Origin of the sequence: Cryobacterium sandaracinum, assembly GCF_004403415.1 — a bacterium.
In the GTDB taxonomy this organism is placed as follows: Bacteria; Actinomycetota; Actinomycetes; order Actinomycetales; family Microbacteriaceae; genus Cryobacterium; species Cryobacterium sandaracinum.
Genome location: NZ_SOGO01000009.1, coordinates 68,928 through 92,926 on the forward strand (window position 1 = coordinate 68,928; position 23,999 = coordinate 92,926).

The 23,999-nt window shown below is 63.9% G+C and carries 27 protein-coding genes, 3 tRNA genes and 2 pseudogenes; 9 read left to right on the forward strand and 23 right to left on the reverse strand.

Going from position 1 to position 23,999, the window contains the following annotated elements:
- Window positions 1-49 precede the first annotated feature (49 nt).
- The 5 genes and pseudogenes from E3T25_RS02855 to E3T25_RS02870 form a co-directional block, all read right to left on the reverse strand.
- Window positions 50-122 (reverse strand) — tRNA-Thr (locus E3T25_RS02855).
- An 8-nt stretch (window positions 123-130) separates the two neighbouring features.
- Window positions 131-491: pseudogene (locus E3T25_RS17850) on the reverse strand (transposase family protein); the annotation flags it as partial.
- A 243-nt stretch (window positions 492-734) separates the two neighbouring features.
- Window positions 735-944, reverse strand: coding sequence for a hypothetical protein (locus E3T25_RS02865; protein ID WP_134372020.1), 210 nt, complete (start codon window positions 942-944; stop codon window positions 735-737).
- A gap of 17 nt (window positions 945-961) precedes the next feature.
- Window positions 962-1,114, reverse strand: coding sequence for a hypothetical protein (locus E3T25_RS16625; protein ID WP_158250256.1), 153 nt, complete (start codon window positions 1,112-1,114; stop codon window positions 962-964).
- A 331-nt stretch (window positions 1,115-1,445) separates the two neighbouring features.
- Window positions 1,446-2,021, reverse strand: coding sequence for a TetR family transcriptional regulator (locus E3T25_RS02870; protein WP_104100737.1), 576 nt, complete (start codon window positions 2,019-2,021; stop codon window positions 1,446-1,448).
- 95 nt (window positions 2,022-2,116) lie between these two features.
- On the opposite strand from E3T25_RS02870, the gene E3T25_RS02875 reads away from it, so the two are divergent.
- The gene (locus E3T25_RS02875) at window positions 2,117-2,572 is read left to right on the forward strand and encodes a hypothetical protein (protein WP_134372022.1); all 456 of its coding nucleotides are present in this window, start codon (window positions 2,117-2,119) and stop codon (window positions 2,570-2,572) included.
- 536 nt (window positions 2,573-3,108) lie between these two features.
- Here E3T25_RS02875 and E3T25_RS02880 read toward each other — a convergent pair.
- The 7 genes from E3T25_RS02880 to E3T25_RS02910 form a co-directional block, all read right to left on the reverse strand.
- Window positions 3,109-4,641 carry a PTS transporter subunit EIIC gene (locus tag E3T25_RS02880; RefSeq protein WP_134372024.1) on the reverse strand — a complete coding sequence of 511 codons (1,533 nt, stop codon included), beginning with the start codon at window positions 4,639-4,641 and terminating at the stop codon, window positions 3,109-3,111.
- A gap of 627 nt (window positions 4,642-5,268) precedes the next feature.
- Complete coding sequence (locus E3T25_RS02885; protein ID WP_241980563.1) at window positions 5,269-6,150, reverse strand: SDR family oxidoreductase; 882 nt, start codon at window positions 6,148-6,150, stop codon at window positions 5,269-5,271.
- Window positions 6,151-6,241: 91 nt separating this feature from the next.
- Complete coding sequence (locus tag E3T25_RS02890; RefSeq protein WP_134372028.1) at window positions 6,242-6,862, reverse strand: hypothetical protein; 621 nt, start codon at window positions 6,860-6,862, stop codon at window positions 6,242-6,244.
- Window positions 6,859-7,440, reverse strand: coding sequence for a DUF6286 domain-containing protein (locus E3T25_RS02895; protein WP_134372030.1), 582 nt, complete (start codon window positions 7,438-7,440; stop codon window positions 6,859-6,861). The genes E3T25_RS02890 and E3T25_RS02895 overlap by 4 nt, the downstream gene beginning before the upstream one ends.
- Complete coding sequence (locus tag E3T25_RS02900; RefSeq protein WP_241980565.1) at window positions 7,437-7,736, reverse strand: hypothetical protein; 300 nt, start codon at window positions 7,734-7,736, stop codon at window positions 7,437-7,439. The genes E3T25_RS02895 and E3T25_RS02900 overlap by 4 nt, the downstream gene beginning before the upstream one ends.
- A 98-nt stretch (window positions 7,737-7,834) precedes the next feature.
- Window positions 7,835-8,029, reverse strand: a complete 195-nt coding sequence (locus E3T25_RS02905; RefSeq protein WP_338145457.1) for a DUF2273 domain-containing protein — start codon at window positions 8,027-8,029, stop codon at window positions 7,835-7,837.
- On the reverse strand, window positions 8,026-8,463 hold the full coding sequence (locus E3T25_RS02910; RefSeq protein ID WP_104100729.1) for an Asp23/Gls24 family envelope stress response protein: 438 nt from the start codon (window positions 8,461-8,463) through the stop codon (window positions 8,026-8,028). Before E3T25_RS02910 ends, E3T25_RS02905 begins: the two co-directional genes overlap by 4 nt.
- Window positions 8,464-8,727: 264 nt before the next feature.
- Between E3T25_RS02910 and E3T25_RS17775 the strand changes: the two are divergent.
- The 4 genes and pseudogenes from E3T25_RS17775 to E3T25_RS17630 form a co-directional block, all read left to right on the forward strand.
- Window positions 8,728-8,955 (forward strand): annotated as a pseudogene (locus E3T25_RS17775) (RNA polymerase sigma factor); the annotation flags it as partial.
- A 98-nt stretch (window positions 8,956-9,053) separates the two neighbouring features.
- Complete coding sequence (locus tag E3T25_RS17780) at window positions 9,054-9,149, forward strand: hypothetical protein (protein ID WP_338145460.1); 96 nt, start codon at window positions 9,054-9,056, stop codon at window positions 9,147-9,149.
- Between the two features lie 112 nt (window positions 9,150-9,261).
- A complete protein-coding gene (locus E3T25_RS02920; protein ID WP_241980567.1) occupies window positions 9,262-9,786 on the forward strand; it encodes an Asp23/Gls24 family envelope stress response protein in 525 nt (174 codons plus the stop codon).
- Window positions 9,787-9,952: 166 nt separating this feature from the next.
- Window positions 9,953-10,078, forward strand: a complete 126-nt coding sequence (locus E3T25_RS17630; protein WP_255572956.1) for a hypothetical protein — start codon at window positions 9,953-9,955, stop codon at window positions 10,076-10,078.
- 96 nt (window positions 10,079-10,174) lie between these two features.
- Here E3T25_RS17630 and E3T25_RS17855 read toward each other — a convergent pair whose 3' ends face one another.
- The 4 genes from E3T25_RS17855 to E3T25_RS02935 form a co-directional block, all read right to left on the reverse strand.
- Window positions 10,175-10,447, reverse strand: coding sequence for a PTS glucose transporter subunit IIA (locus E3T25_RS17855; RefSeq protein ID WP_198415630.1), 273 nt, complete (start codon window positions 10,445-10,447; stop codon window positions 10,175-10,177).
- The gene (locus tag E3T25_RS17160) at window positions 10,444-10,575 is read right to left on the reverse strand and encodes a PTS glucose transporter subunit IIA (RefSeq protein WP_198415631.1); all 132 of its coding nucleotides are present in this window, start codon (window positions 10,573-10,575) and stop codon (window positions 10,444-10,446) included. Before E3T25_RS17160 ends, E3T25_RS17855 begins: the two co-directional genes overlap by 4 nt.
- Window positions 10,576-10,695: 120 nt before the next feature.
- The gene (gene murQ, locus E3T25_RS02930; protein WP_134342517.1) at window positions 10,696-11,592 is read right to left on the reverse strand and encodes an N-acetylmuramic acid 6-phosphate etherase; all 897 of its coding nucleotides are present in this window, start codon (window positions 11,590-11,592) and stop codon (window positions 10,696-10,698) included.
- Window positions 11,593-11,627: 35 nt separating this feature from the next.
- The gene (locus E3T25_RS02935; RefSeq protein ID WP_338145458.1) at window positions 11,628-12,620 is read right to left on the reverse strand and encodes a MurR/RpiR family transcriptional regulator; all 993 of its coding nucleotides are present in this window, start codon (window positions 12,618-12,620) and stop codon (window positions 11,628-11,630) included.
- Window positions 12,621-13,129: 509 nt separating this feature from the next.
- On the opposite strand from E3T25_RS02935, the gene E3T25_RS02940 reads away from it, so the two are divergent.
- Window positions 13,130-13,366, forward strand: a complete 237-nt coding sequence (locus E3T25_RS02940) for a single-stranded DNA-binding protein (protein WP_104100724.1) — start codon at window positions 13,130-13,132, stop codon at window positions 13,364-13,366.
- A gap of 179 nt (window positions 13,367-13,545) precedes the next feature.
- Complete coding sequence (locus E3T25_RS02945) at window positions 13,546-13,890, forward strand: hypothetical protein (protein ID WP_134372038.1); 345 nt, start codon at window positions 13,546-13,548, stop codon at window positions 13,888-13,890.
- A gap of 282 nt (window positions 13,891-14,172) precedes the next feature.
- Here the strand turns inward: E3T25_RS02945 and E3T25_RS02950 are convergent.
- The 6 genes from E3T25_RS02950 to E3T25_RS02975 all read right to left on the reverse strand — a co-directional run bounded on the left by E3T25_RS02950 (window position 14,173) and on the right by E3T25_RS02975 (window position 20,161).
- Window positions 14,173-14,246, reverse strand: a tRNA-Met gene (locus tag E3T25_RS02950).
- 33 nt (window positions 14,247-14,279) lie between these two features.
- Window positions 14,280-14,351: transfer RNA gene (locus tag E3T25_RS02955), tRNA-Thr, on the reverse strand.
- A 54-nt stretch (window positions 14,352-14,405) separates the two neighbouring features.
- Window positions 14,406-16,271 (reverse strand): glycoside hydrolase family 13 protein, encoded by a 1,866-nt coding sequence (locus tag E3T25_RS02960; RefSeq protein WP_134372040.1) that lies wholly within the window; start codon window positions 16,269-16,271, stop codon window positions 14,406-14,408.
- Between the two features lie 7 nt (window positions 16,272-16,278).
- Window positions 16,279-17,187: a sugar ABC transporter permease gene (locus E3T25_RS02965; protein WP_104100721.1), complete on the reverse strand. Its 909-nt coding sequence runs from the start codon at window positions 17,185-17,187 to the stop codon at window positions 16,279-16,281.
- A 1-nt stretch (window position 17,188) separates the two neighbouring features.
- Window positions 17,189-18,826, reverse strand: coding sequence for an ABC transporter permease subunit (locus E3T25_RS02970; RefSeq protein ID WP_134372042.1), 1,638 nt, complete (start codon window positions 18,824-18,826; stop codon window positions 17,189-17,191).
- Window positions 18,827-18,922: 96 nt separating this feature from the next.
- A complete protein-coding gene (locus tag E3T25_RS02975; protein WP_134372044.1) occupies window positions 18,923-20,161 on the reverse strand; it encodes a sugar ABC transporter substrate-binding protein in 1,239 nt (412 codons plus the stop codon).
- A gap of 173 nt (window positions 20,162-20,334) precedes the next feature.
- On the opposite strand from E3T25_RS02975, the gene E3T25_RS02980 reads away from it, so the two are divergent.
- Both E3T25_RS02980 and E3T25_RS02985 read left to right on the forward strand, forming a co-directional pair.
- A complete protein-coding gene (locus E3T25_RS02980) occupies window positions 20,335-22,002 on the forward strand; it encodes a glycoside hydrolase family 13 protein (protein WP_134372046.1) in 1,668 nt (555 codons plus the stop codon).
- A 245-nt stretch (window positions 22,003-22,247) separates the two neighbouring features.
- On the forward strand, window positions 22,248-23,147 hold the full coding sequence (locus tag E3T25_RS02985; RefSeq protein ID WP_338145459.1) for a GTP pyrophosphokinase: 900 nt from the start codon (window positions 22,248-22,250) through the stop codon (window positions 23,145-23,147).
- 27 nt (window positions 23,148-23,174) lie between these two features.
- On the opposite strand, the gene E3T25_RS17635 is transcribed toward E3T25_RS02985, so the two are convergent.
- Window positions 23,175-23,999, reverse strand: an 825-nt coding sequence (locus tag E3T25_RS17635; RefSeq protein WP_134372048.1) for a M23 family metallopeptidase, incomplete at its 5' end; no start/stop codon positions are given.

Consider the following 23,999-nt stretch of genomic DNA (forward strand, 5'->3'; position numbering starts at 1 on the left):
CGGGAAACGACGAAGGCCCCGCCTGAGGCAGGGCCTTCGTCATACGTTCTGGTAGCGGGAGCGGGAATTGAACCCGCGACACAATCATCACAATCGTTCCGATTCAATCAATCGACCCCGCGCTACGAATCTGGTCGTAGCGTTCCGAAATGACGACCTGGATATTGCGTTTTCGCAGCATGGCCCGGTGCGCTTTGGCCGAGTAGGCCTTGTCTGCCAGCACCCGGTCGGGTCGAGTGCGGGCCCGTCCCGGGCCGATCCGGTCGACGCTGAGCGAAGCCATAATCTCCGTGAGCATTGGCGAATCCCTGCCCGGTGCGCAGAAGAACCACAAGCGGCCACATTTTTCCGTCGCAAAGCTGATGAATCTTGGTGGTCAAACCGCCGCGAGAGCGGCCACTGGCATGATCAGGAGGCTCTTCCAACAGATTCGTGTACTTCGACAGGGCCCCCGTGATGCGCGGAAGGTTCGTCGCATGTTGATGCACCCGATATCTTCGGAACCAGGCGGCCCTGCAGCTCAACGTGCTGGGAACCCTGTTGGCTCGGGCGGAGCGGTATCGGATCGAGCGGGAGGTGTGGACGTGGTGGCAAGCCGCACTGACCACCATGATGTCAACGCCCAGATCTCGGCCGCGGCGCCCGCATGTATCGAGCCGGCCGTTGTTTGGGGTGAGCACGCCGGGTGAGCGGTTGTGGCCGCGGTATCCGCGAGCCAGCACGAACCGGGCCGATCACCGTTCCGCGCTCGATCTGGTGGGCGCGGGCCTGCTGAGCCCGGAGAACCGGTGGCAGCACCTGGGCGAGGTCGCGTAGGTGATTCCATTCGCGGAGACAGTCTTGGTCAGGTCTTCAGGAATGCGGCCTTGGAAGAATGCGAGAACTTCGCTGATGTCCGGTTCGTCCCAGAGGGAGATCTCGGGGACGCTGATCAGCTCGCTCATGGGCCCCACGATTAGTTTCACGAAGATCGTTTCCCGGTGATATTGACCGTGGGCAGGTTGAGTGATTCGGTTGTCTGACTAATGCCGAGGGCGGTGACGAGGTGGAAAAGTGCGCCGGAGAGGGCATCAGCGGTGAGGAAAGATGCCCCGCTGGAGGAGATTCGCCTCATGAGCTCACTTTTCCCCCACCCCGCTGGGTATTCAAGCCCCCGTTGGGATGAGGTCACCTAGGAATAGTCTCAGTCCAAGCTCCGGCGTGACAGTGGCCCCGCTTCCACGCTGAGCTTCCCTGTCCCCGGCCCCGGCACGGAGACAGCACCTTGCACAACCAAGCTCATGCCCTTTCGGAACGCGACGAAATAGCGGCGCAGCCGTCGGAGCCATTTCCCGGTGGAGCTGCTTCGCGGCACAGAGATTGTAAAGTGATATCGCTCTAAATGATGGCGGCTACGCCAGCACAACCGTAGGGACCCGCGTTCGCGGGCACCGCGTCTCGCGTCGTTATAGGCGGCTTAGGACTCCGAGTGCGTCATCGAGTGCACTCGAGATTGAGCGGCCTGCCGGGTTGCGGTGCCATTGTTCGAGTGCGGAGAAGTAGCCGAAGACTAAGGCAGACGACTTGATATGGGCTTCCGAGGTGGTGAGTCCACCGGATGCGGCGAGGATTGGAGCGATCCGATCGACTGCGTTGGCCAGCATCTCGTAGGAAGACCTGCGGACGGATGGTTCGTCGAAGAAGTAACGGATGCGTCGACGCGCAAGGCTCCCCTCCGGGATGTGCTGATCAGGTGCTGGCTCAAACCGAGCCACGATGGCGCGCACCGTGCCGAGTAGGTCAGTGACGTCGATGACAGCAGCAAGTTCGGCCTCGCTCAGGGTGTCGAAGTCATCGGCAAGGACGATCCCTTCCTTGGTGCCGAAGTATCGGTAGACCGTAGAAGGAGAAACCTCGGCAGCTTCTGCAATGTTCTCGACTATTACGTGCTGGAAGCCACGCTCGTCGAACAAGTCCAACGCTATCTGTTGAATGTGACGCATCGCCGCGCGTCGCTTGCGATCCCGCAATCCTAATGCCATCTCCCCATGATACTACTAGTGACTTGCATTTGACTTGCAGTGCCATAATTTTATATAGTCACAATCAACTGATAGTCACTGTCGAATGGGGTGTTATGAAGACGGAACGCACGGCATCGCGGCAGGTCGCGTTGTCGATCTGTGTTGGTATGGGATTGGCTGGGACGGTAGTGGCCCTCATCTTGATGGCTGTCGACCAAGTGAGTAGTGACAGTATTGCCGCCCACGTCCAGGAGCTCTACGAACCGTTTGGCAAGATCCCTGACCCGATTGTTCCCTGGATTTTCCAGTACAGCATCTTCGCGGTCGGGGTGGTCGGGTGGGCGATCGCGTCCGTTGGCGCATGGCGCAAAGCATGGTGGTCTCGGTGGTGGTGCGCGGCCACCTTCTGCGTGGGTAGTGCGCTGCTAATTTTTGCGGCGGTTGTCTCCGAACACGGCTCCCCCATCCTGCCGCTGCCGTGGCGCATAGTGAGCATCGCCGTGGCCGCGGTCGGCGCGATCACCACAATGATCGCCTGGCTTCCCACCACTGATCGGATAACGGAATGAGCATCCCCACTTCGTCCACGCGCCTGGGGTAAGTCTCCTCACCAGAATGAGGTCTTCGTTCAAGCCGGATAACCCTGTGTCCACTAACCACGGCCAAAGCTACGCCGCCGGGTCCACCAGTGGCGTGTTTGGGTGGTGCTAGGTCTGGTGGGGGCCTTGGGCTGTTTATAGCGCCCGCCCAGACTGGTGCTGTGAGGCTGGTGATCATCACGGGCTGTGCGGTCCCCGACGCACACGGCGCCGTGGCCTATTCTGCAGGGCAGATCCGCCGGCAGGTGCTCGAGGTGATGGGAGCGAGAGCTAACTGTGCACCCGACTCGCGGCACATCGCCGAGTGCGGATACCTGGTGAGCCTGGTCGCGACAAGTCAGACCGCCTATGAATCGCTCGGCCGCGGAATTCGCTTTCGCGCCTGCAACACCCGCAATCTCACTCGGTTCTCGTACCACCCTGGGAGATAGCGGTGGGCGGCAACACAACGCCTGCCCCTGAGAGTACGTCGGGGGCGGTTTTCGAAGTAGGCGAGAGCTGAGATTTCAGGAGCGGTGGTGGGAGCCGGCCAGGGTGGGGATCTGATCGGCGGGGTCGTCCGCCCCCTCTGGGACGTCGTCGGCGGGCACCAATCCTGCGTCGATAGTGTCGTCGGTGTTCAGGCGTACCAGCTGGTCGCGGGTGAACCCGAAGAACCAGGTGGCGAAGAATCCCACGGTGTAGGCGACGATCAGGCCGCAAGCGTAGCCGAGTGCGGCGGCGCCCCAGCCCTGGCTGCCCTGGAGCAGTGGGAACAGCGAGACGTCACTGGCGCCGATGGCGATCGCGCCGACGGTGTAGCCGAGCTGATCGAATAGGCCGATTACTGCGCCGCCGAATGCGCCGCCGATGCAAGCGGTGATGAAGGGGCGGCCCAGCGGCAGGGTGACGCCGTAGATGAGTGGCTCGCCAACGCCGAGGAATCCTGCGGGCAGTGCACTCTTGATGGTACGTCCGATGCTGGTGTTGCGGCGGAGCCTGAAGAACACGGCGATGGCGGCACCGATTTGGCCGGCGCCACCCATGGCCAGGACCGGCAGCAGGGTGGTGTAACCGACCTGTTCGATCAGGGTGGTGTGGATTGGGGTGAGTGTTTGGTGCAACCCGGTCATCACCAACGGCAGGAACAGCCCGCCGAGGACGAAGCCAGCGAAGACACCCGCAGTGCTCAGCAGCCAGGTGGCGCCGATACCGATCTGGATAGACACCCAGCCGGCGGCCGGCATTAGGAGGAACAGGGCGGCGAGGCCGGCGATCAGCACGGTCAACGTGGGCACGATGAACAAGGCGAGCACGTCGGGCGCCCATCTGCGGGCCCACCGCTCGACGTAGGCGCCCAGAATGGCGGCGGCCATGGCGCCGAGAACCCCTCCCTGGCCGGGGGCCAGTTGCTGACCCCAGACGACGATGTTTGCGACTGCAGGAGCCACAATGATTCCCCCGATAACGCCGCCGATGATGGGTGTGCCGCCAAACTCTTTGGCAGCGTTCATCGCAACGAACACGGCGAGTAGGGCGAAGAACCCGCTGGACATGACGCTGAAGATCGGAGACAGGGTGGCCAACCACGGAACCTGGCCGCTTGTGGCCAGGTTGGTCAGGATTCCGTTGATGCCGGCGATGAGTCCGCAGGCGATCAGCGCGGGGATCAGTGGGACGAAGATGTTGGAGATGCGCCTCAGAGCGTTCTTGACCGGGGTGTTGTTGCGCTGCTTGTTCTGTTGCCGGATGGCCGCACCTTTGTCGGCCAGCTGAGCGGCCGAGGAGGCAGCCGACCCTTCCGCGCGGGCGGCGCTGAGGGCCGACTCCACGTCGATGGCCACCCGGTCGACCAGACCCGGGCCCAGCACGATCTGGCAGTTATCGCCGGGCAGCGCGGCGAGCACCCCGGCGATCGCACGCAGTGCGGCGACATCGACTCGATCCTGGTCACGGACGCCGACACGCAATCGGGTCATACATTTCTCGACGTCGATGATGTTCTCGGCGCCGCCCAGACCAATGAGCAACTGGTCTGCGATGACTCGTGAGTCGGCCATGACTGATGTCCTTTCGAGCAAAGTGCGGGGTTGCACGGGGCTCCTAGCGGGATGGAGAACCCGGGCTACAAAATTATGTCGTAATATGAAAATAGCTTTCACAGACTTAGGAGTCAAGAGGTAATTATTTTCACCACTCGTCTGCGTTGTTGACGGCAGGTTTCGACAATCCCCAGGCTGAAATCTCTGCTGCGCTGCTGCGCACTGGTCACCGGGGAGATCAGGTGTGGCTCTGATGCACTTAAACGAGTGGATCATTTTGCAGTTGATGTAGTTATTTTGAAACCGTAAGTTGTAGTCCCTTAGTAACGGAGTCAGGCAGGCCACGACCCTGTCGGAACCACACGGGTGCGCCGTATGCGGCGGGTAACGCCTGTGCGACCGTAACTGTCGCGAGGACGGCGGTGGCCGAAGTGTTCGGAGCGACAATAGCCGGCCGGAGCCGACCCACGGAAGAGTCAGGAGCCTCAAAAAAACCGCGTAATCCCGTGTCCGCTGAATCAATCTCGCTGACTTGGCTATCCGCACAATTGCCGCGATCCTCGTTAGAAGCAGGAATACGGCTGGGCTCTTTCGTAGACTTGCGTGTAGCGCGTGCGCCACAGGGTCCGAGTTTTCGCTCGACTCTTAGAAACTGCGGCCGCGCGTTATGGGCACTACGGAGCCTGAAATGTAGGACGCTTCGGGTGAGGCTAGGAAAACGTAGGCGGCGGCGAGTTCGGCTGTTTGTCCTGCCTGGCCCAGTGGGGTTTCCCGACCGAGAGTGGACAGCTTGTCTGGCCGTGAAGCTGCGGGGATAAGCGGCGTCCAGACTGGCCCGGGCGCGACTGCGTTGACCCGAACCCCGGCTGGGCCTAATTCTTGGGCGAGCGCCCGTGTGAACGCTACGAGTGCGGCTTTGGTCATGGCATAGTCGATCAACACCTGTGCGGGGCTCGATGCCGGGATTGATGACGTGGAGATGATCGATGCTCCCGGCCAGAGGTGCGGGATGGCGGTGCGCGCGATCCACAGAGTCGCATAAAGATTGGTTTTGAAGACCCGGTCGAATTCTGCCGTTGACAGGTTTTCTGGACCGTTCCGGTTTTTTTGGTAGGCGGCGTTGAGCACCAGGATATCTAAGCCGCCGAGGGTTGCCACGGTATCCTTTACGAGGTTGACGCAGTGGGTTTCCTCGCGGATGTCGCCCGGGATGAGCAGGACGGTGCGGCCGGCGGCCCGGATCTGCTCTGCCGTGAATTCGGCATCCGTCTGTTCGTCAGGCAGGTAGGAGATCGCAATATCGGCACCATCTTTGGCGTAGGCGATGGCCACGGCCCGGCCGATGCCTGAGTCGCCGCCTGTGATGAGTGCCCGCCTCCCGACAAGTTTTCCGGCGCCATGGTAGGTGTCTTCGCCACGATCCGGGCGGGGCTTAGTCGCCTCGGTCAGGCCGGGTTGACTCTGTTCCTGCTTGGGGTTGCCGCCGGTGATGTATTTCGTCCTTGGGTTGTCGTTTTGGTTCGTCAAGGCGTGACTCCCTATCGAAAATCGGTGGATGTTGCCGGTTGAGGGAGCACGGCTGACCGCCGTCAGATGACTTCTGTGAGCCGGTGAGTCATCAGCGGATGCGGGCGGCATCGGTCGTTCGCGCGCGGAAGCCGCCGCTAATCTGCACGAGGGCGGGGAGCTGTAGGCCGAGGAGATTATCGAAGGAAAAGAGCACCTCGTTGACAATCCGGCTGGCTTCCCGAGGTGAGATTCCTCGGCGGCAGGTGATGGCCACCTTCAGTGCTGACTGGTTCTTGACGCGGTAGGTGGAGACGTGGGAGGCAACAAGTTCCGGTCGGTTTGTGAGAGCATCTTGGATGGCGTGCTCGGCCACTCTCGACTCGATGACAACCGCGCCACTGCTGGTTTTTCCGTTTAGTGAGACGATCCGGCCGGTGTGCCCGTGGCCTTGACGCAGGCTGAAGGTGACCAGCACCGCGATGAGCAGCACTCCAGCGGCGAGGACGATGAGCCATAACCAGCTGCCGCTGACCGGGATCAAGGATTCGGGAAAGGGGGTGGCCTGAAGCCACCGGGTTGCCCTATCGATGCCAACACGAGTTGCGTTCGTCCAGCTGTCGCGGACGAGCGGAACAAGTGCCACCAGGGCCAGGGTCGCGCCACCGGTCAAGACGAGGAGTCCGACCAGGAAAACAAAGATGCGGTTGAGGATGCGATTGGTGGAGTTCATCCGCCCACCCTCCCCGTGGAGACAACAACGACCTTCGCGTGTAGGGAACGCAGCAATCCAAAAGCCTCAATCTGTTCGCGCACGGCCGTGAGCACCGCCTGCTGATCGATCGCCGTTCCAGAGGTAGGAGTGAGGTGCACGGTGGCGCTACGGGGGGTCACGGTGACCCGCGCGTTGTCTGGGGCCAACCCAGCGACGCGGGCCGCTTCACGAGCCAACGCGGATGCGATCACCTCGTTGTCGACGATGGTCGCGGCCCGTTCGGTCTCGAGCAGATGGCGAGATCGCCGGCCAGGAGTGACAGCCACGACAAGGAGAAGCAGCCCGATGAGGGCGCCGGTGAGGCCGAGCCCGCCCACGAACACGGGCGGTGCAGAGGAAACGCCTGCGACCGCGCCCGCCATACCCGCGGGGGTCGCGAGGAGCCCCGGCCGGCCGAGCAGGTTCAACACGATCTCGATCATGAGCCAGAGGCAGGCGGCGATGGCCAGGATCGCGAGAGTGGTCGCTGCAACCGAACGCGGCGAGTAAAGCTCGCGACGGCTGATCCGTTGGTAGGTGGAACGATACTTAGTCATCGCACGCGGCCCTCTGGTCGAATGTCGGCACCGGTGAGCCGCACGGTCACCCGGGACAGGGTAGAACCGGTCAACTCGCCCACCCGGTAATGAATGTGCTGCCTGGCGTGCTCGGCCCGCTCCAGAATCGTGCCCCCGGTGCGAGTCACGACGGAGGGATCCCGGTGCACACGGGTGAGCGCAACGACCCGGATGGGGGCGCTGACCGTGAGGGCGAGGTTGCCCTGATCATCGGTGATCTCGGCACCGACCGCCGAGGGGTCAACGCCCAGAGCGTCCGCCGCGACTGCACACACTAACCGATTCAAAGCACGAGTCGAGACGGTGGTCCGGCCGTTTTTGAGCACCGTCGGCGATAGCGTATGACGGGCCGCTGTTTCGGAACTGAGGGTTGTCATGACGACGACCGCTTGCCCCGGAATGCGTCAACCAGGTTTGCAACGCTCAGCTTTCCGTCCATAATCCGCCCGACGATCGCGCCGACCGCCATGGCCGCGGCCACGAACACGCATGGCCAAAAGCCAAGGACCAGCCACGTCAGAGCAAGCACGGCTCCGAACACAGCCCCCGTTTTCGCCAAGGTGCTCACTGAACCCGAGCCTCGGACTTCTCGTCCTTGTCGTCGGTCGGCAGGTACACGTCGTTGATGTTCACGTTCACCTCGGTGACCTCCATTCCAACCAGATCTTCGATCACACGGATCACGGCAGACCGCACCCGCTCGGCCACATCCTGCAGGGCCATGGGGTACTCCGCGACAATGGTGACGTCGGCCGCGACCTGAGTTTCTCCGACCTCCACGTTGATGCCCTGGCTCACGTCCGAGGTGTTCAGGGCATCGCGGATGGCACCGAGCGCCCGGGCGGCTCCGCCGCCAAGAGCGTGCACACCACTGACCTCACGGGCTGCAATGCCGGCGATCTTTGCCACCACAGCGTCGTTGATCACGGTCTTGCCGCGGCCGGGGGTCGCCGAGGCGGAGTTCGGTGCGGTGGAAAGAGTAGGTCTGGTGAGATCTGCCATGGGAGGCTCCTTGTTCGTGTCCCCTGAGCGGGACGTATTGCAATAGTTAATATGTAGACGCATGCCACGACGCGTTCGTCACACCCGGTGCTACTGTTCCCAGCGAATCGAGGGGCAAACATTTCAGATAGCAAGAGCAGGGCACTGCTGGCCCACGCCGACGACCGCACCTTGGTGGACCGCGCTGTTGACGGAGACGTTCGAGCATTCGAAGTGATTGTGCGACGGCACGGCCCGTAGGTACGCGCCCACGCGACCCGCAACCTGGGCTGCAGCCACGATGCAGGCGATGTCGTACAGGACACGTTCATCACGGCATGGGCGAAGCTATCGACCTTGAAAGATTCTGCGCTGGTAAGAAGTTGGCTGATGCGCATCGCCAGCCACAAGAGCATTGATCGAATCCGCGCACGGCGGCAGAACTCCAACCTCGACGACGTCGGCGTGCCCGCATCGGAGGACCATTCACCGACGCAGATAGTGGAGGCGCGTTCGTGTAACGAGGCACTCTCCCAAGTCTTGTCCGCCCTTCCGGAGGATCAACGACAACGCTGGGACCTAGAGAGTTTGGGGACTACCGCTATTCCGAGATCGCTGAGGAACTCGACTTGCCCCTTTCTACCGTTCGCGGGCTGCTTGCTAGCGCCCGCGAAACTTTGATTCGCGAGATGGAGGCCTGGCGGTGACGACTCGGAAACGACCGCCTCACCCCCGGCCTGGTACGAGTCAAATGACGAACCTGACCTCCTTGATGGCCACACCATTGACGAACTCAGCGACTACCGCGACCGAGGCAAGATGCCCACCGACCCGTCGATCGACACATCGGCTGCATGCCAGATGGCGATGGCCTCCCTTGAACGCCTGCGCGGCGCAATGAGCACGCTGCTCCGGGATGAGGCAGAAGAGCAACCGGCCCGAGACGACAACTGGGTCACCGCCATCCCGGACAGGATCGTGCTCGACGTCCGGTCCGGGCGCGACATCCCCATCTCGCACCCGTCGCCGAACGCGCAACTCTTCGTCACCGAGGGAGCTGTCCGCGGACTCGTTCGCGCGGCAGGCGATACCGTCGACAACCTCATCGTGGGTCGATGCCGGCTCGACGGGGACCTCACTGTGCTGGGAGCTCCGATCACGGTCACGGTCGATGCCAGGGTCTGCAAGGGTGAGAACATTCCCGCCCTTGCCGACAAGTTGCGAGACACGCTCGTCGGCGCGCTACGCACCCACACCGAGCTTGCCATTGCGGGCATCGACGTGATCATTCGCGACATCTACCTCACTAAGCCAGAGCACGGCGAAGAAGAAGCAACACCATGACGGATGCCGCCGAGCTCGCAGGGAATCTCGAAGTTATCGTAAGGTCTGTCGCGGGGGTGACAGCCTTGCACCCGACCACGCCGATCGTCGTCACGATTGTCGGGTCTGAGCCCATACAGGCCCGCTGGGAGTCCTACCTCGTCAAGCCGAGGAAGGAGCCCCGAAGATGAAAGAACAGGCCAAGAACGCTCCCAGCGTGAAAGAACAGGCCGAGCAGGCGAAGAACAAGATGCAGAACAGCATGAATTCCGCCGGCACCGGCAGCACCCGCCGCACGAACATCGGACGCTAGCAGACCGGCCCTGCGTGCGTATTACTCGATGGGTGTCCGGTTTGGAATTGGCGGCGCTTAATTCTGAACTGGTCACCCGGGTGGCCGAGCACATCCTCAGCCATTGGAAAGATGGCCTATCCTCGCTCCATCCATCGCTCTGGTGGATCCCTGCCCCACTGCGGCCACAGCGCTATAAGCAGGTTCAACGCCACACCTCCCGCGAACGGTGGACCCTTCGGTGGCCAACACCTCGAAGCCCTCGCCATTCATGTGAACCGTGTCGATGCCAAGGTGGACCAGGATCCCGGTCCCCGACGTGAACTGGATGACGAAGGCGTGCGGCTGGACCCGGACGAGGGTGCCACTCACCGGCGCACGAGCCGTCACGGGGCCGATTTCCGGGGAGGGTTGAATGCCACTCCCCCGCCGACGATTTCCTGGGCGAACACGGGGTCGGGAACATCGCTGAGCGAAACCGCGGTGCCGCGCAGGGGGCTGAGGATGTTTTCGGGCATGGCGGTGTCTCCTGGAGTGTGACGTGCGGGGAACTGCAGACGAATCGAGAGTTGTTATGGTCGTCAGCGATGCACGCCCGTGCCATACGATGCGACCCGCGGCAGTGGGTTACGGTTCGCTCAGGGTGACGTGATGGCGGTGCGGACGTCGCCGTGAGCCTGTTCGAGGCGAGCGGTGGCCGTGGGGAAATCAGTGTCGGTGAGCAGCATGACCACGGCGGTCTTGGCATGTCCGCCGGCCTGATCGATTGCAGCGGCGGCGGTATCCGGATCCGCCCCGGTGGCGTCGCTGACGATGCGGCGGGCCCGGTCGACCAATTTGGCGTTCGTGGGTTGGACGTCGACCATCAGGTTGTGGAAGACTTTTCCGGTGCGGATCATGCTGGCGGTGGAGAGCATGTTGCACACCAGCTTTTGCGCCGAGCCTGCCTTCAGCCGGGTAGAGCCGGTCAGGACCTCGGGTCCGGTGTCGACCTCGATGGCGACATCGGCGTGTCTGCTGATCTCCGCGCCGAGATTGCAGGCGACGGAGACGGTGGCCGCCCCAACGCTTCGGGCATGGTCCAGACCGCCGATGACATAGGGGGTTCGGCCGCTGGCGGCGATGCCGACGACCACGTCAGCGACGGTGAGTCCGACTGCCCGCAGGTCGTTCACCGCGAGGTCGGGATCATCTTCGGCACCTTCGACGGCCTGGAGGAACGCACGCTCCCCGCCGGCGATAAGCCCGAGGACTTCCCCGGGGTCGGTACCGAACGTCGGTGGGCATTCGACGGCGTCCAGCACCCCGAGTCGGCCGCTGGTGCCGGCACCTAGGTAGATCAGCCGTCCGCCGCGGCGGCGGGCGCCCACAATCGCATTTACTGCGTTCTCGATCGCCGGTAGTGCCGCCGCCACCGCAACCGGGACTGTGCGGTCCTCTTGGTTCATCACGGTGAGCAGGTCCGCGACGGACATCGTGTCCAAGTCAGTGGTGTGGTCATTTGCGGTCTCGGTGCCCAATGTGGCGAGTGCCATGGTGTTGTCCCTGTTCCTGGTGTTGTTGAAGCTATTCATGGTTGTTTGTTTCGTCCCGGATGAGAGGTGACGGCGGCGTAGGTGCGTTCCAGCGCGGCTCGGGCACCGGGTAGCGTTTGTGCGACGCCGACAAAGATGGCGTCGACGAGCAGGAGCTGCCCAGTGCGGCTGGCCATCGCTGCGGAACGGAAGCCAAACTCTCGACCCGCGGTGACCAAGACGTGTTCGCCGTGGGCCGCCAATCGGGAGCGGGCGGCGCCAGTGATGGCCACCGTGCCGGCGCCGGTCGACCGGGCCGATTGCAGTGGCGCGACGGTGCCGGGGTTCTCTCCCGAGTGGGAAACGCCGATGGCCAGGTCAACGGGGCCGAGCAGCGAAGCGCTGACCATCGCCGCGTCATGTTCGGTGTACGCCCGGGCGACCAGTCCGACCCGGTTCAATTTCGCAGTTAGATCCTCCGCGACCAGGCCAGACGCGCCGATGCCATACACGTCGATCCGGCGAGCGGCCCGGATCAAATTGATCACTTTCTCCAGGGCGACGGGATCGACGAGTTCGGCGGTGGCGCGGAGCTGTTCAGACTCGAACGCGGCCAGCTTGGTCAACACCACGCCGATCCGGTCGCCGTCGGCGATGTCGGCGCCCACCGGGACACCACCGTCGTGGTTCGCACCACCCTGCGCAGCCAGCGCGAGCCGGAGCTGCGGGTATCCGTCAAAACCGAGACGCCGCGCGGTGCGGACCACGCTCGCGGTGCTCGTCGACGCGCATTCGGCGAGCTCGTTGACTGTCAGAGCCGACGCCGCCGTGGTGTCAGACAGCAGGACCCGCCCGATCCGGCCCTCCGCCGGGGTCAGGCCAGGCAACATCGCCCGGAGCCTCGCGACCACATCTGACGGAGCCGGAGTGGTTGGTCCGATGAGCTCACGCCTAGCATCGGTCGAGACGCCACGATCAGGAGCATGCCTGTAGTCCTTCTTGGGTGTCATGGGCGCCCTCCTCCCCTCGGGTTGCAGTCTCGGGGCCATCCCGAGCCTGTAACAAAGTTACACTTTTTTGAACCGATAATGTCAAGAGTTTCTATGGTTTCTCCCATGACGGATTGGCGGCAAAGCAGATCCGCGTACCGCCTCAGCAGCCTCTGAAAGCCAGTCCCAGCGCGCGATGACCAGAAGCTCGCGCCAAGAATGCGCTCATCGCAGCGCTCGAGCCGCCGCGTCGCGATCATGCTCCGCGCAGCCCCTCCAGTTTTTCGTCGCAAGGCGGTGAAGGTGGAACGCACGCCCCAGTGCTCAGGGGCTACCCGCGAACCGAGCAGACAGCGGACCGCTGATGCGCGCGCCGACTCACGACAAGCCCGCGGATCACCCGGTCAGCCAAGCGGAGTGACTTGATTTCTCTTTGCTTTGTCAAACGATTTATGCGGATACGGCGCAGGAACGCCTTGCAGGGTCCAATCACGCAACAGGCGTGTGCGGCGCACCTCGTAGTGAGCGCAAATCACGAGGATCCGCCCGATCACAGGAGGTCAAGTCCCATGGCACTTCTCACCCAACACTCCCTGTCAGGTTTCATCGCCTCGGAGCCACAGCAATCCGTCACCGAGAGCGGCGACACCCGCTTCTACGTGCGAATCCGACAGCCGCACTTCCGCCGCGAAGAAAGCGGCGACTTCACCATGCTCGAGCCGAGCTTTCACGACCTCGTCGCCTACCGCGCCACCGCCGACCGCGCGGTCGCCCGGTTCGCGAAGGGCGCCAGCTTCGTGCCCTGAGACCTGCGACTCTTGGACGCAGTACATCGGACGAGAGGCCATCGCTCTTCTGAGCGAGGACGGCCTTTGCTCGGACGGCACTGCCGGGTCACTGGTCGACGCCTCCACCGTGGAGAACCAGCCCGGGAGCGGTTTCGCGAGGAACGAGGCTGGCAACTATGCCGGCATGACTCATGCATGTGTGCGGACCGCTAGCCGGTAGCGGCAACTCGAACGACGATGCCTTCCTGAATCTTGGACGCGACTACCCGGATACCGGGCGATTCCAAATCGTGCTCTGGGACATCGGCGGCGTGGAGCCCATCCCGCACGGAACGACTTCGTGCACGATGGGTGAAATCACGCTGTGCGAGGGCGTCGCTCAGGTCGAGCTGGAATTCGCCGGTCAGGTCGAAATCTACGAAGAGGCACCCGTCGGCGCTCCCCTACACCCTGCTCTCGACCGCCCTCTCACTGGCCCCTGGCGATGTAGATTTCAGGGGTCAATATGTTGGGGTGCCGGCACCCCGGCGGGAGCGTCCTAGGGGAAACTCCGACGGAACCTCCCCCTCGGAAGCGGACTGCGCGGCCTACTCTGGCAGGAGTCGCATTTGGCCCATCCGTAAGGAAATCCCGCTCACATGCGTTTCAGTGGTCGCTCGGCAAGTTCCTGGCCGTCCCTCACCGAAATGTTGCGAGAAGCGGGACCGATTGGACGCGCAACCAAGCATTGCCCGAAACTTAGTCTAGAGCAGAGCTGGGTGGCATCGGATCAAAAAGAAAGGCCCAGTGACCGACAGAATTCCTGATCAAAGGGCCTTTATGTGTAGCGGGAGCGGGAATTGAACCCGCGACACCACGATTATGAGCCGTGTGCTCTAACCAACTGAGCTACCCCGCCACGACCTGTCGGCTGCAAGAGCTTCCAAGTCAGAGCCCCCTGTGGGAATCGGACCCACTACCTCTTCCTTACCAAGGAAGTGCTCTACCAATGAGCTAAGGGGGCGAAGCATCCGTGTGAACGAAAACCAAGCCAAATTTCGGCAACCTGTAAATATTATCACCAAGTCGGCTGGCTCGATGACCGTGGGGTGGAATCGGGCACCGAAACCCCCGGCAGCGCCCACGCGGTGAAGCTCGGCCCGTCCGTTTCCAGACGGATGCGCCCGCCCGCCACGCTGACGGCGGCGTCGCCCAGGAGCCGGGTCGGCTCCCCTGCCACGGACCCGAGCGGCAGTGTCACCGCGCACGCGGAGCGGGCCGCGACCAACAGCACCGACTCCTCCGCACACTCGCGCACGTAGACGAGCACATCCGCGCCCACGTGCACCCAGCGCATCCCGCCGCCGTTCAGGGCCGGGTGGGCGGTGCGCAAGCGGATCAGCGCCGCGTACAGGTCGATTGTGGCCGCCACCTCGGAGTCACCCGCCGTATCCCACGGCATGGGTGTGCGCGAGCCCTCGCCGTCGTCGCCGGCCAGGCCGAATTCGTCGCCGGCGAAGACCACCGGGATGCCCGGCAGGGTCGCGCTCAGCCCGAAGGCGACGGCCACTCCCCCGTCGATCGCATGGGTGCGGAACCTTGGAGTGTCGTGCGTGTCGAGGGCGTTCATTGTAGCCAGGCGAGTGCGCCAGGGGTAGCCAGCCGTGAACCGGAGGTGGGCGTCCACGAACGCCCGCCCGTCGGTCAGCGGGATGGTGCCGTAGGGCAGCCCGAAGAACGTCGAGGGGCTGTGCGGCTTCGAGAGCCAGCTCCACACCGGTCGGGTGAAGGTCGTATAGGTCATCGCGCCGTGCCAGCCGTCGCCCTGGAAGTCGTCCGAGGCATCATTGGTCGATTCGCCGAGCAGAATGGTGTCGGGGTTCTCCGCGATCATGGTGCGGCGGATGGTCTGCCGCACCAGGGCGTTCAGGTCCTCCCCCTGCAGGCGGCCGGTCATGTTCGCCACATCGATGCGCCAGCCGTCGAGGTGATATGGGGCCCGCAGCCACTTCGCCACCACCGACTGCGGGCCCTCGATGAACCGGCGGCGCAGCTCGATCGAGGTCCAGTTGAACTTCGGCAGGCTGGGTACGTCGAGCCAGGACGCGTAGTCCTCGTGCCGGTCGTCGAGCCAATAGTAGAAGGCGCTCTCGACGGCATCCGGGGCACGGTGCGCCGCCCGGAACCACTCGTGCCGGTTGCCGGAGTGGTTCGAGGTGAGGTCGCCGATCACCTTGAAGCCCCGCTCGTGGGCAGCCTCGACCAGCCGCACGAGGGCAGCGTCGCCGCCCAGTGCCGGGTCGACCACGTCGAAGCTCCGCGCGTCGTAGCGGTGGCTCGAGCCGGCCGGGAACACGGGTGTCAGGTAGAGCAGGGTGACGCCGAGCCGTTCGAGGTGGTCCAGGTGCAGGACGATGCCGTCGAGGTCCCCACCGTAGAACTGGTGCGAACGGGCCGGTTGCTCCGCCGCTACCGGGTCACCCCACGCCGCGGGCACGGCCCAGGTCGGCTTCTCGCGCAGCGCGGCGGCCGTGGAACGCCCGAAACGATCCGGGAAGATCTGGTACATCACGGTCGACGCGACCCAGTCCGGCGGTGCCGGATGGCTGAGCAGCTTGAAGTCCTCCGCGTCGACGGTCTCGAAGGAATGCACCCCGGCGGCGTTCAGCCACCAGTGCCCGCCGTCGGCCCGGTTGATCAGGAACCGGTAGCCGTTGACCGGGTTCAGGATCTCGACCTCGGCCTCCCACCACCGCCAGCCCTCCGCCGCGCCGAGTAGGCGGGCGTCGTGGAAGCGCGGTTCCCGGTCGGGCGTCGAACGCACGTGCACGGATGCGACGGCGCCCCACACCTCCGGCACCCGCACCCGCACGCCGACCGTGTCGCCCGGCCGCGGCGCCTGGTCCGAGACGTACAGGGCCGACCCGTCGTGGTGCGGGAGCATGCGCGCCCTACTTCACCGATCCGGCGGTCAGGCCACCGACGATGTACTTCTGCAGCCAGAGGAACAGGGCCATCACGGGCAAGGCCGCGAGCACGGCGCCGGCCGCGAAGACCGAGTAGTTGGTGGAGAATTTCTGAGACACGAACTGGTAGAGGCCCACCGCGAGGGTCTGATTCTCGGGGCTGATCAGCACGATGCTCGCGATGACGAACTCGTTCGTCGTGCCGATGAAAGAGAGGAGGCCGACGACCGCCAAAATGGGTGCGACCAGTCGCAGGATGATCGTGAAGAAGATGCGAGCGTGACCAGCACCGTCCAACTTGGCGGCCTCGTCGATCGAAGCGGGAATCGTGTTGAAAAATCCGTACATCAGGTAGGTGTTCACCCCAAGAGCCCCGCCGAGGTAGACCATGATCAGGCCGACCTGCGAGTCCAGTCCGATCGCCGGGAAGATATCAGAGATGCCGTTGAGCAGGAGGAATATCGCGACGACAGCCAACAGTTGGGGAAACATCTGCAACAGTACGAGCGTGAGCAGTCCCCCCCGGCGACCGAAAAAACGCATCCGGGAGAAGGAATATGCCGCAAGGGCCCCCAAAAAAACCGTGCCGATCGAGGTGATTACTCCGATGATCAGGGTATTGCCATACCAGGCGGCGTATGGCTGTTGGGGCAGGTTGAAGAGCGTCACAAAGCTGCCGAGGCTCACCTCGCTGAATAGCCCATTTGCGGTGATCAGGGTGCCACCGGGTTGCAGCGCTGCCGAGAGCACGTAGACAAGGGGGAACGCCGAGAACACGGCCATGAACACGCCGATCAGGTGGCGCCATCCCGTTGCTTTGAACCAGCGCTTGAACTGGAATGACGAATTTCTCACGACGATGCGGTCGCTAGTCTCCCGATTGTTGACCTGCATGTCAGTTCAGCTCCTCTAGTGCCTTGGTCTGCCTAAAGCTGATGATCGACACGATCGCGACCAGCAGGAAAATGATGATGGAGAACGCACTCGCCAATCCGTAGTCGCGGTTCGCACCGACGAAGGCGACCTTGTAGACCATCGAGATGAGGATGTCGGTCGCACCGACATTCACTCCCGCGGTAACGTCTCTCGGCCCGCCATTGGTGAGCATGTAGATGAGGTTGAAGTTGTTGAAGTTGAACGCGAACGACGAGATGAGCAGCGGGGCCACCGACACGAGCAGCAGCGGAAGCTTGATCAGCCGGAACACCTGCCAGGGCCGCGCCCCGTCGACCGTTGCTGCCTCCTGCAACTCGCCGGGAATCGACTGAAGAGCACCCGTGCAGACCAGGAACATGTAGGGAAAGCCGAGCCACAGGTTCACGAAGATGATGCTGAATTTGGCCAGCCACTCGTTTGTGAGCCAGGGTATTTCCGCCCCGCCGAACAGCACCTGGTTGACGAAGCCGAACTGCGGGTTGAGCAGCCCAGCCCAGACCAGCGCGGACAGGAATGCCGGGAACGCGTAGGGAAGAATCAAGACGACGCGGTAGACGTTGCGTCCGCGCATCCGCAGGTCATTGAAGACCAGCGCCAGAAAGAGCCCGAGCGCGAACGTGGTGGCGACAGAAAGGAAAGCGAAGGCAAAGGTCCACAGGGTCACGTTGATCAGCGGCCCCCGAATGGATTCCGTGCCGAACGCACGGGCAAAGTTATCGAATCCGACCTCAACTTTCCAGCCGGGGCGCAGTTCGGTACCGTCCTCCGCGGCGAACGCTCCGACCGTGCCGTCCTCGGCGTAGACGACGTTCGTCGTGGTGTTCGTCATCGTTCTCGCGGCCTCGTCGTAGACCAGATCGGACAGGTAGAGATAGGCCTTTGAGCCGTCCGGGGTGCGGAGCACCCCCTCGTTCGGGTCGTCGGTGAGCGGCACCGAGAGGGCCGCGATGACCTCTTGATTGGCAGCGATGTCGCTGAACTTGAGCGAGGTGTAGCCGGGAAGTGCGGTGGCGACGCCGTCGGCATCCGTCTCGGCATCGGTGACTTCACGCAGGGGCGCGTCGGTGCCGCCGACGCTGATCCGGCCGTCAGGGTCGGTGACGAGGAGGCTGTAGGCACCCAGTTGCTCGATCACGGTGATGTCATACGCGACCGAGTCCGGCACTCGTTGCTGCGCGGAAGCGATGAGTGATGCGACCGCGTCCGCCCTGGTGCTGTTGTGCCCGGTGCCGTAGTTCGTGAACGCGATGTAGCCGGAATAGCCCACAACAAAGATCTGGAAGATCACGAGGAAGATCAGGCCGGGGGTGAGGTACTTGGCCGGCAGAGCGTTTTTGCTGAAGTAGATCCAGTTGACGATCAGGGTGACTGCCAGAACGAGTCCGAAGATGACCCAGTCCTGTTTCAGGAAGAGCACGAAGAGAGCGTAGACGCTGATTGCGTCGACGATACCGAGGAGCAGAATTTTCACCAGGAGAATCTTGATCCCGACGGACGCCGCCTCGGCAATTCGTCCCGCCCGCTTGGATTGCCTCCACTGGGTGACCAGCGAGTTGTCGCGCGCGGTGCGATCGCGACCTGTTCGTGGGGTGGGCATCTTCGTCCGTTCTCTGGCGCCTGCCGGCAACCTTGCCTGATGTGCGGTGAGGGAGCACGCTGTGCCCGGCCCCCTGATGGAGCCGGGCACACGGTGTTACTTCGCGATGGCGCCCTGGATTTCGCCGGTCATCTTCTGCCACAGCGCTGCCGGGTCACCCTCGCCCGCGATGATCGCGGCCTCGGTGACGCCCCAGAACTGCCAGACCTTGCCCATTTGCGGGATGTTCGGCATCGGAACGGCGGTTGCTCCGACCGTACCGAAACCGGCGGTGATCGGGTCGGCGGCAGCTGCCTCGAAGGCGCTGGTCAGCGCGGGCGGGCGCCCGCCGACCTCGTAGAGCGCGCTCTGCACCTCTTCGGAGCCGATGTAGTTCACCAGGAACTCATTGGCAGCGAGAGCGTTCTTGGTCTTCGCACTCACGAAGAAGCCCTGCACGCCGACAAACGGCTGGGCAGGGTTGCTGCTGGCGGTCGGGATCGGGTCGATCGCGACGTCGATGCCGGCCTTCTGGGCATCCGGGACATTCCACGGACCGGAGAGGAAGAACGGCGATGCGCCGGCGTTGAACTTCTCTTTGGCGATGTCGTTGGTGATGTTCACGCTGAGGTGCCCTGCGGCGCCTTCGGATGCGAGCCAGGCCGCGTAGGCCTCTCCACCGGCGTTGCCGATCGAGAGGTCTTCGGCGTTGTAGCTGCCGTCGGAGTTGGTGCCGAACACGGGGGCGCCGAACGAGGTCTGGAACGGGTACAGGTGATACGGGTCCGATTCCGGTCCAACGGGCACGAGGAACGGGAACTCAGTGCCGGCGGCGGTGCCGGCGGCGACCATGTCCGCGTACGTCGCCGGCGCGGTCGGCGCCAGGGCCGTGTTGCGGAGGAGGGCGATGTTCTCGATCGAGTAGGGGACACCGTAGGTCTTGCCCTCGAAGGTCATCGCGGTGACGGCGACCGGCTGGAAGTCAGCGGTCGTATCGCCGAGTTCAACGGGCTTGAGCACGCCGTTCGAGACGAGGTTCCCGATCCAGTCGTGGGCGCCGATCGTGATGTCGGGGCCCTTGCCGGTCGGAACCTGGGCGATGAACTCTTCCTGGATCTTGGGGAAGTCCTTCTGGATGAGTTTTACCTTGACGCCGGATTCCTTCGTGAATGCCGCCGCCGCGTCTTTGAGGACCGTGCCGCGGTCGGCATCGACCCAAACCGTCAAGGTGTTGGCGGCGGCTTTATCGCCCTCGCCACCCTGCGGGGAGGCCCCGCCGGAGCATCCGGACAATGCGAGGGACGCTGCGACCACTACTGCGCCGGCAGCGACGAGACCTTTCATGTTCACCATCATTGGTGTGCCTTTCTCAGGACATTGAAAATTTATGCAAGCGTTTACATTTATAGCAAGTATCGGAACCATTGACAACTGAAATAGTCGGATCTGAATCTTGAGCAGGTGATGCGCACAGCCCGCAGTCCTGCAAGCGCTTCCATAGTCACGAGAATGCCGTAGGGTTTCTTTTCATGACAGGCTCAGAGTGGTGGCGAACCGCAGTTATCTATCAGATCTATCCTCGGTCCTTTGCGGACGCCAACGGTGACGGGATGGGCGATCTAACCGGCATCACCAATCGTCTCCCTGCTCTCCGGGCTCTCGGGATAGACGCCATCTGGCTCTCGCCGTTCTACACTTCACCGCAGAACGACGCTGGTTACGACGTGGCCGATTATTGCGATGTCGACCCTCTCTTCGGCACGCTCGATGACTTCGACACCCTGCAGCACACGGCACACGAGCTGGGCATCCGCGTGATCGTTGACCTTGTGCCAAACCACTCCTCAAGTGAGCATCCGTGGTTCAAAGCTGCCCTCGCCGCCGCCGAGGGCAGTGAGGAGCGCGCGCATTACATCTTCCGTGATGGCCAGGGCGAACACGGCGACCTTCCCCCGAACAACTGGGATTCCGTCTTCGGCGGCAATGCCTGGACCCGCGTCACGAACCCGGACGGCACTCCCGGCCAGTGGTACCTGCACCTCTTCGACACCACACAACCCGACTTCGACTGGGACAACGAATGGGTGAAGGCGCAATTCCGCGATGTGCTCCGGTTCTGGCTCGACCGCGGGGCGGACGGTTTTCGGGTGGACGTCGCGCACGGCATGATCAAAGCGACCGGTCTTCCCGACTACACGCCTCCGGTCGCGGGCGGCAGCATGGGCGGTGCCTCGACGGAGGGGTCAGGCATCATCACCGAGTGGCCCGAAACCGCGCCCTACTGGGCCCAGAACGGTGTACACGAGATCTACCGCGACTGGCGCCTCATCCTCGACGAGTACCCGGGCGACCGCATCCTCGCGGCCGAGGCCTGGGTCGATCCGCTCAGCCACGTCGCCGAGTGGGTGCGCCCCGACGAGATGCACCAGGCCTTCAACTTCGCCTACCTCGAGACGGCTTGGGCCGGCCCGGCCCTCCGCCGCGTCATCGACGATTCCCTCGCTGCGTTCGGCGCAGTTGGTGCCCCGAGCACCTGGGTGCTCTCCAACCACGACGTCGTGCGCCACGCCTCCCGGCTCGCGCTCAACCACGAGAACCTGCAGGGCCACGGTATCGGGCCGACGACGCCCGACCTGCCCGACAGCGTGATCGGCCTGCACCGGGCCCGGGCCGCCTCGGCGCTCATGCTCGCACTGCCCGGCTCCAGCTACCTCTACCAGGGCGAGGAACTCGGTCTACCCGAGGTCATCCACCTGCCCGACTCCGCACGCGAAGACCCCACCTGGTTTCGCACCAACGGAGAGCGCTACGGCCGTGACGGATGCCGCGTGCCGCTCCCCTGGGAAGCCGCCGCTCCCTCCTACGGCTTCGGCCCCTCGGCCGAGAGCTGGCTGCCGCAGCCGGACGAGTGGGCGGGCCTCGCCCGCGACGCGCAGGTCGGCGTCGCCGGCTCCACCCTCGAGTTGTACACGCTGGCCCTGGGCCTGCGCCGGGAGCACGCCCTCGGGCTGGGCTCGGTGGAGTGGTTGGACGGCCACGCTGACGAGATCGTGGCGCTGCGCAACGGCGCGGTGACGGTCGTCGCGAACACGGGCGCGGCATCCGTGCCTCTGCCTGCCGGCGAACTCCTCCTCGCCAGCGGCCCGCTGCCCGGCAACACGCTCCCTGGCGACACCACCGTCTGGCTGCGCGCCTAGCCCCCACCCCAGGGGCGTTTGCCCAAACGAATTCGACGGAGATTCTGCCCGAAACGGCCAGTTTAGAGCTCAAAACCCAGTTCTAGAGCAAAATCTCCGTCGAATTCGTTCGGGGCACGGGGCAGAACGGCGCTCGAAGGCGACGGATGCCGCGTGCTCCGGCGACGCGATCAGTGACCCCGCAGCGCCGCCATGGGACAATCGAAGGGCGTCGCCTGAACGGGGAGCGCATAGAAGGAGTAGCAGTGACCGGCACGGGGATCGACAGCGGAACCGAACACGGAACCGAACCGGGACCCGGCACCGACACCGACACCGACACCAAAGCCGACCAGGCGGCCCCGACGCGCGGGGATCTCGCCGAACTTCGCGAGCTCACGACAGAACTGACCCGGTTCATGCTGGCATACAAGTTCGCGACCGACGAGATGATGACGAAGATCAACATCTTGAAGGAGGAGTTCGCCTCCATCCACGACTACAGCCCGATCGAGCACGTCAACTCTCGGCTAAAGACGCCCGACGGGATCCTGAAGAAGGCCGTCCGCAAGGGCTGCCCGCTCGTCCTCGACGACATTCGCGCCCAGATCCAAGACATCGCCGGCATCCGCATCACCTGCAGCTTCATCTCGGACACGTACCGCATTCTCGACATGCTCACCAGCCAACTCGACGTCACGGTGCTCGAGGTCAAGGACTACATCGCCGCCCCGAAGCCGAACGGTTACAAGAGCCTGCACCTGATCGTCGACATCCCCGTCTTCCTGTCCGACCGGGTCGACGAGGTCACGGTCGAGATCCAGATCCGAACGGTCGCGATGGACTTCTGGGCGAGTCTCGAGCACAAGATCTATTACAAGTACCACGGGGCGGTTCCGGTGGATCTGGTGGGCGACCTCAAGCAGGCGGCGGATGCCGCCAATCGCCTCGACCTGAAAATGGAGGGCCTGCACGACCAGGTCCTGGCCATGGAGCCCGACGGCAGCGGAGAGACCCACCTGCTCGAGATCGCCGGGCTGTCGCAGCTGGCGCTGCCAGAGGGCCTCCTCGCGGCCATCGGCCGCGCCCGGACCGCCGAGTCCCCGCCCGAGTCCGCGCCAGTGACCGAGCCTGAGGACGAGACCAAGGCCGAGGCGGCCGGCTAGTCCCAGCTGGCCCGTGTCGGGGTCGAACTAGTTCGTGTTGGCGTACAGCCAGACGAGCGGGTTGACCTTGGTGCCGTCCTTGCCGCCGACGCGGATCTCGAAGTGCAGGTGCGGGCCGGTGGACATTCCGGTGTCGCCGACCTGGCCGATGACCTGGCCGACCGTGATGACGTCGCCGGTCTTGAAGAGCATCGAGCCGTGGATCATGTGCGCGTAGACACTGGAGACGAGCTCGCCGTCGATCATGTGGTCGATGATCATGTGCACGCCGAGGCTGCCTTCGCCGTCTTGGGCGTAGCGCACGACGCCGTCGGCGATCGACTGGATCGGCGCGCCCAGGCCCGGGTTGAAGTCCTGACCGCCGTGGTTGGAGGAGCAGCCCGCACAGTCGCGGAAGCCGAACTCGTCACCGATGTGCACGCCCACCGAGAAGGGCCATTGCACGGTGCCGTTCGGGTTGTTCGTGAAGGTCGCTTCCATCCGGATGCCGCTGGCCGCTGCGACCTCGGCGATGGTCTTCGACTCGTAGCCGTCACGCTCGACCGAGATGGTGTCCGCTCCGCCGGTCATGGAGAGCGTCTGGGCGGGTTCGCCCTGGGCGCTCAGCTTCGCGTTGTAGGCGGCGGCCTGCACATCGGCAGAGGACAGCAGCGCCTCGGCCGGCAGGGAGGTGGCCACGGCCATCAGGGCGACGAAGGCCATGGCGACCATCGTGACGCCCGTCGTGGCGAACTTGCGCACCCGATTGGCGGGGGCCGTCGCGGTGGTGCGGGGCTGGGGTGCCGGCGCGGTGGCGGCGGCCGGGTGAACGGCGGGCGCCAGGCGCTCCCGGGCCGATGCGCGGCGGGGGCG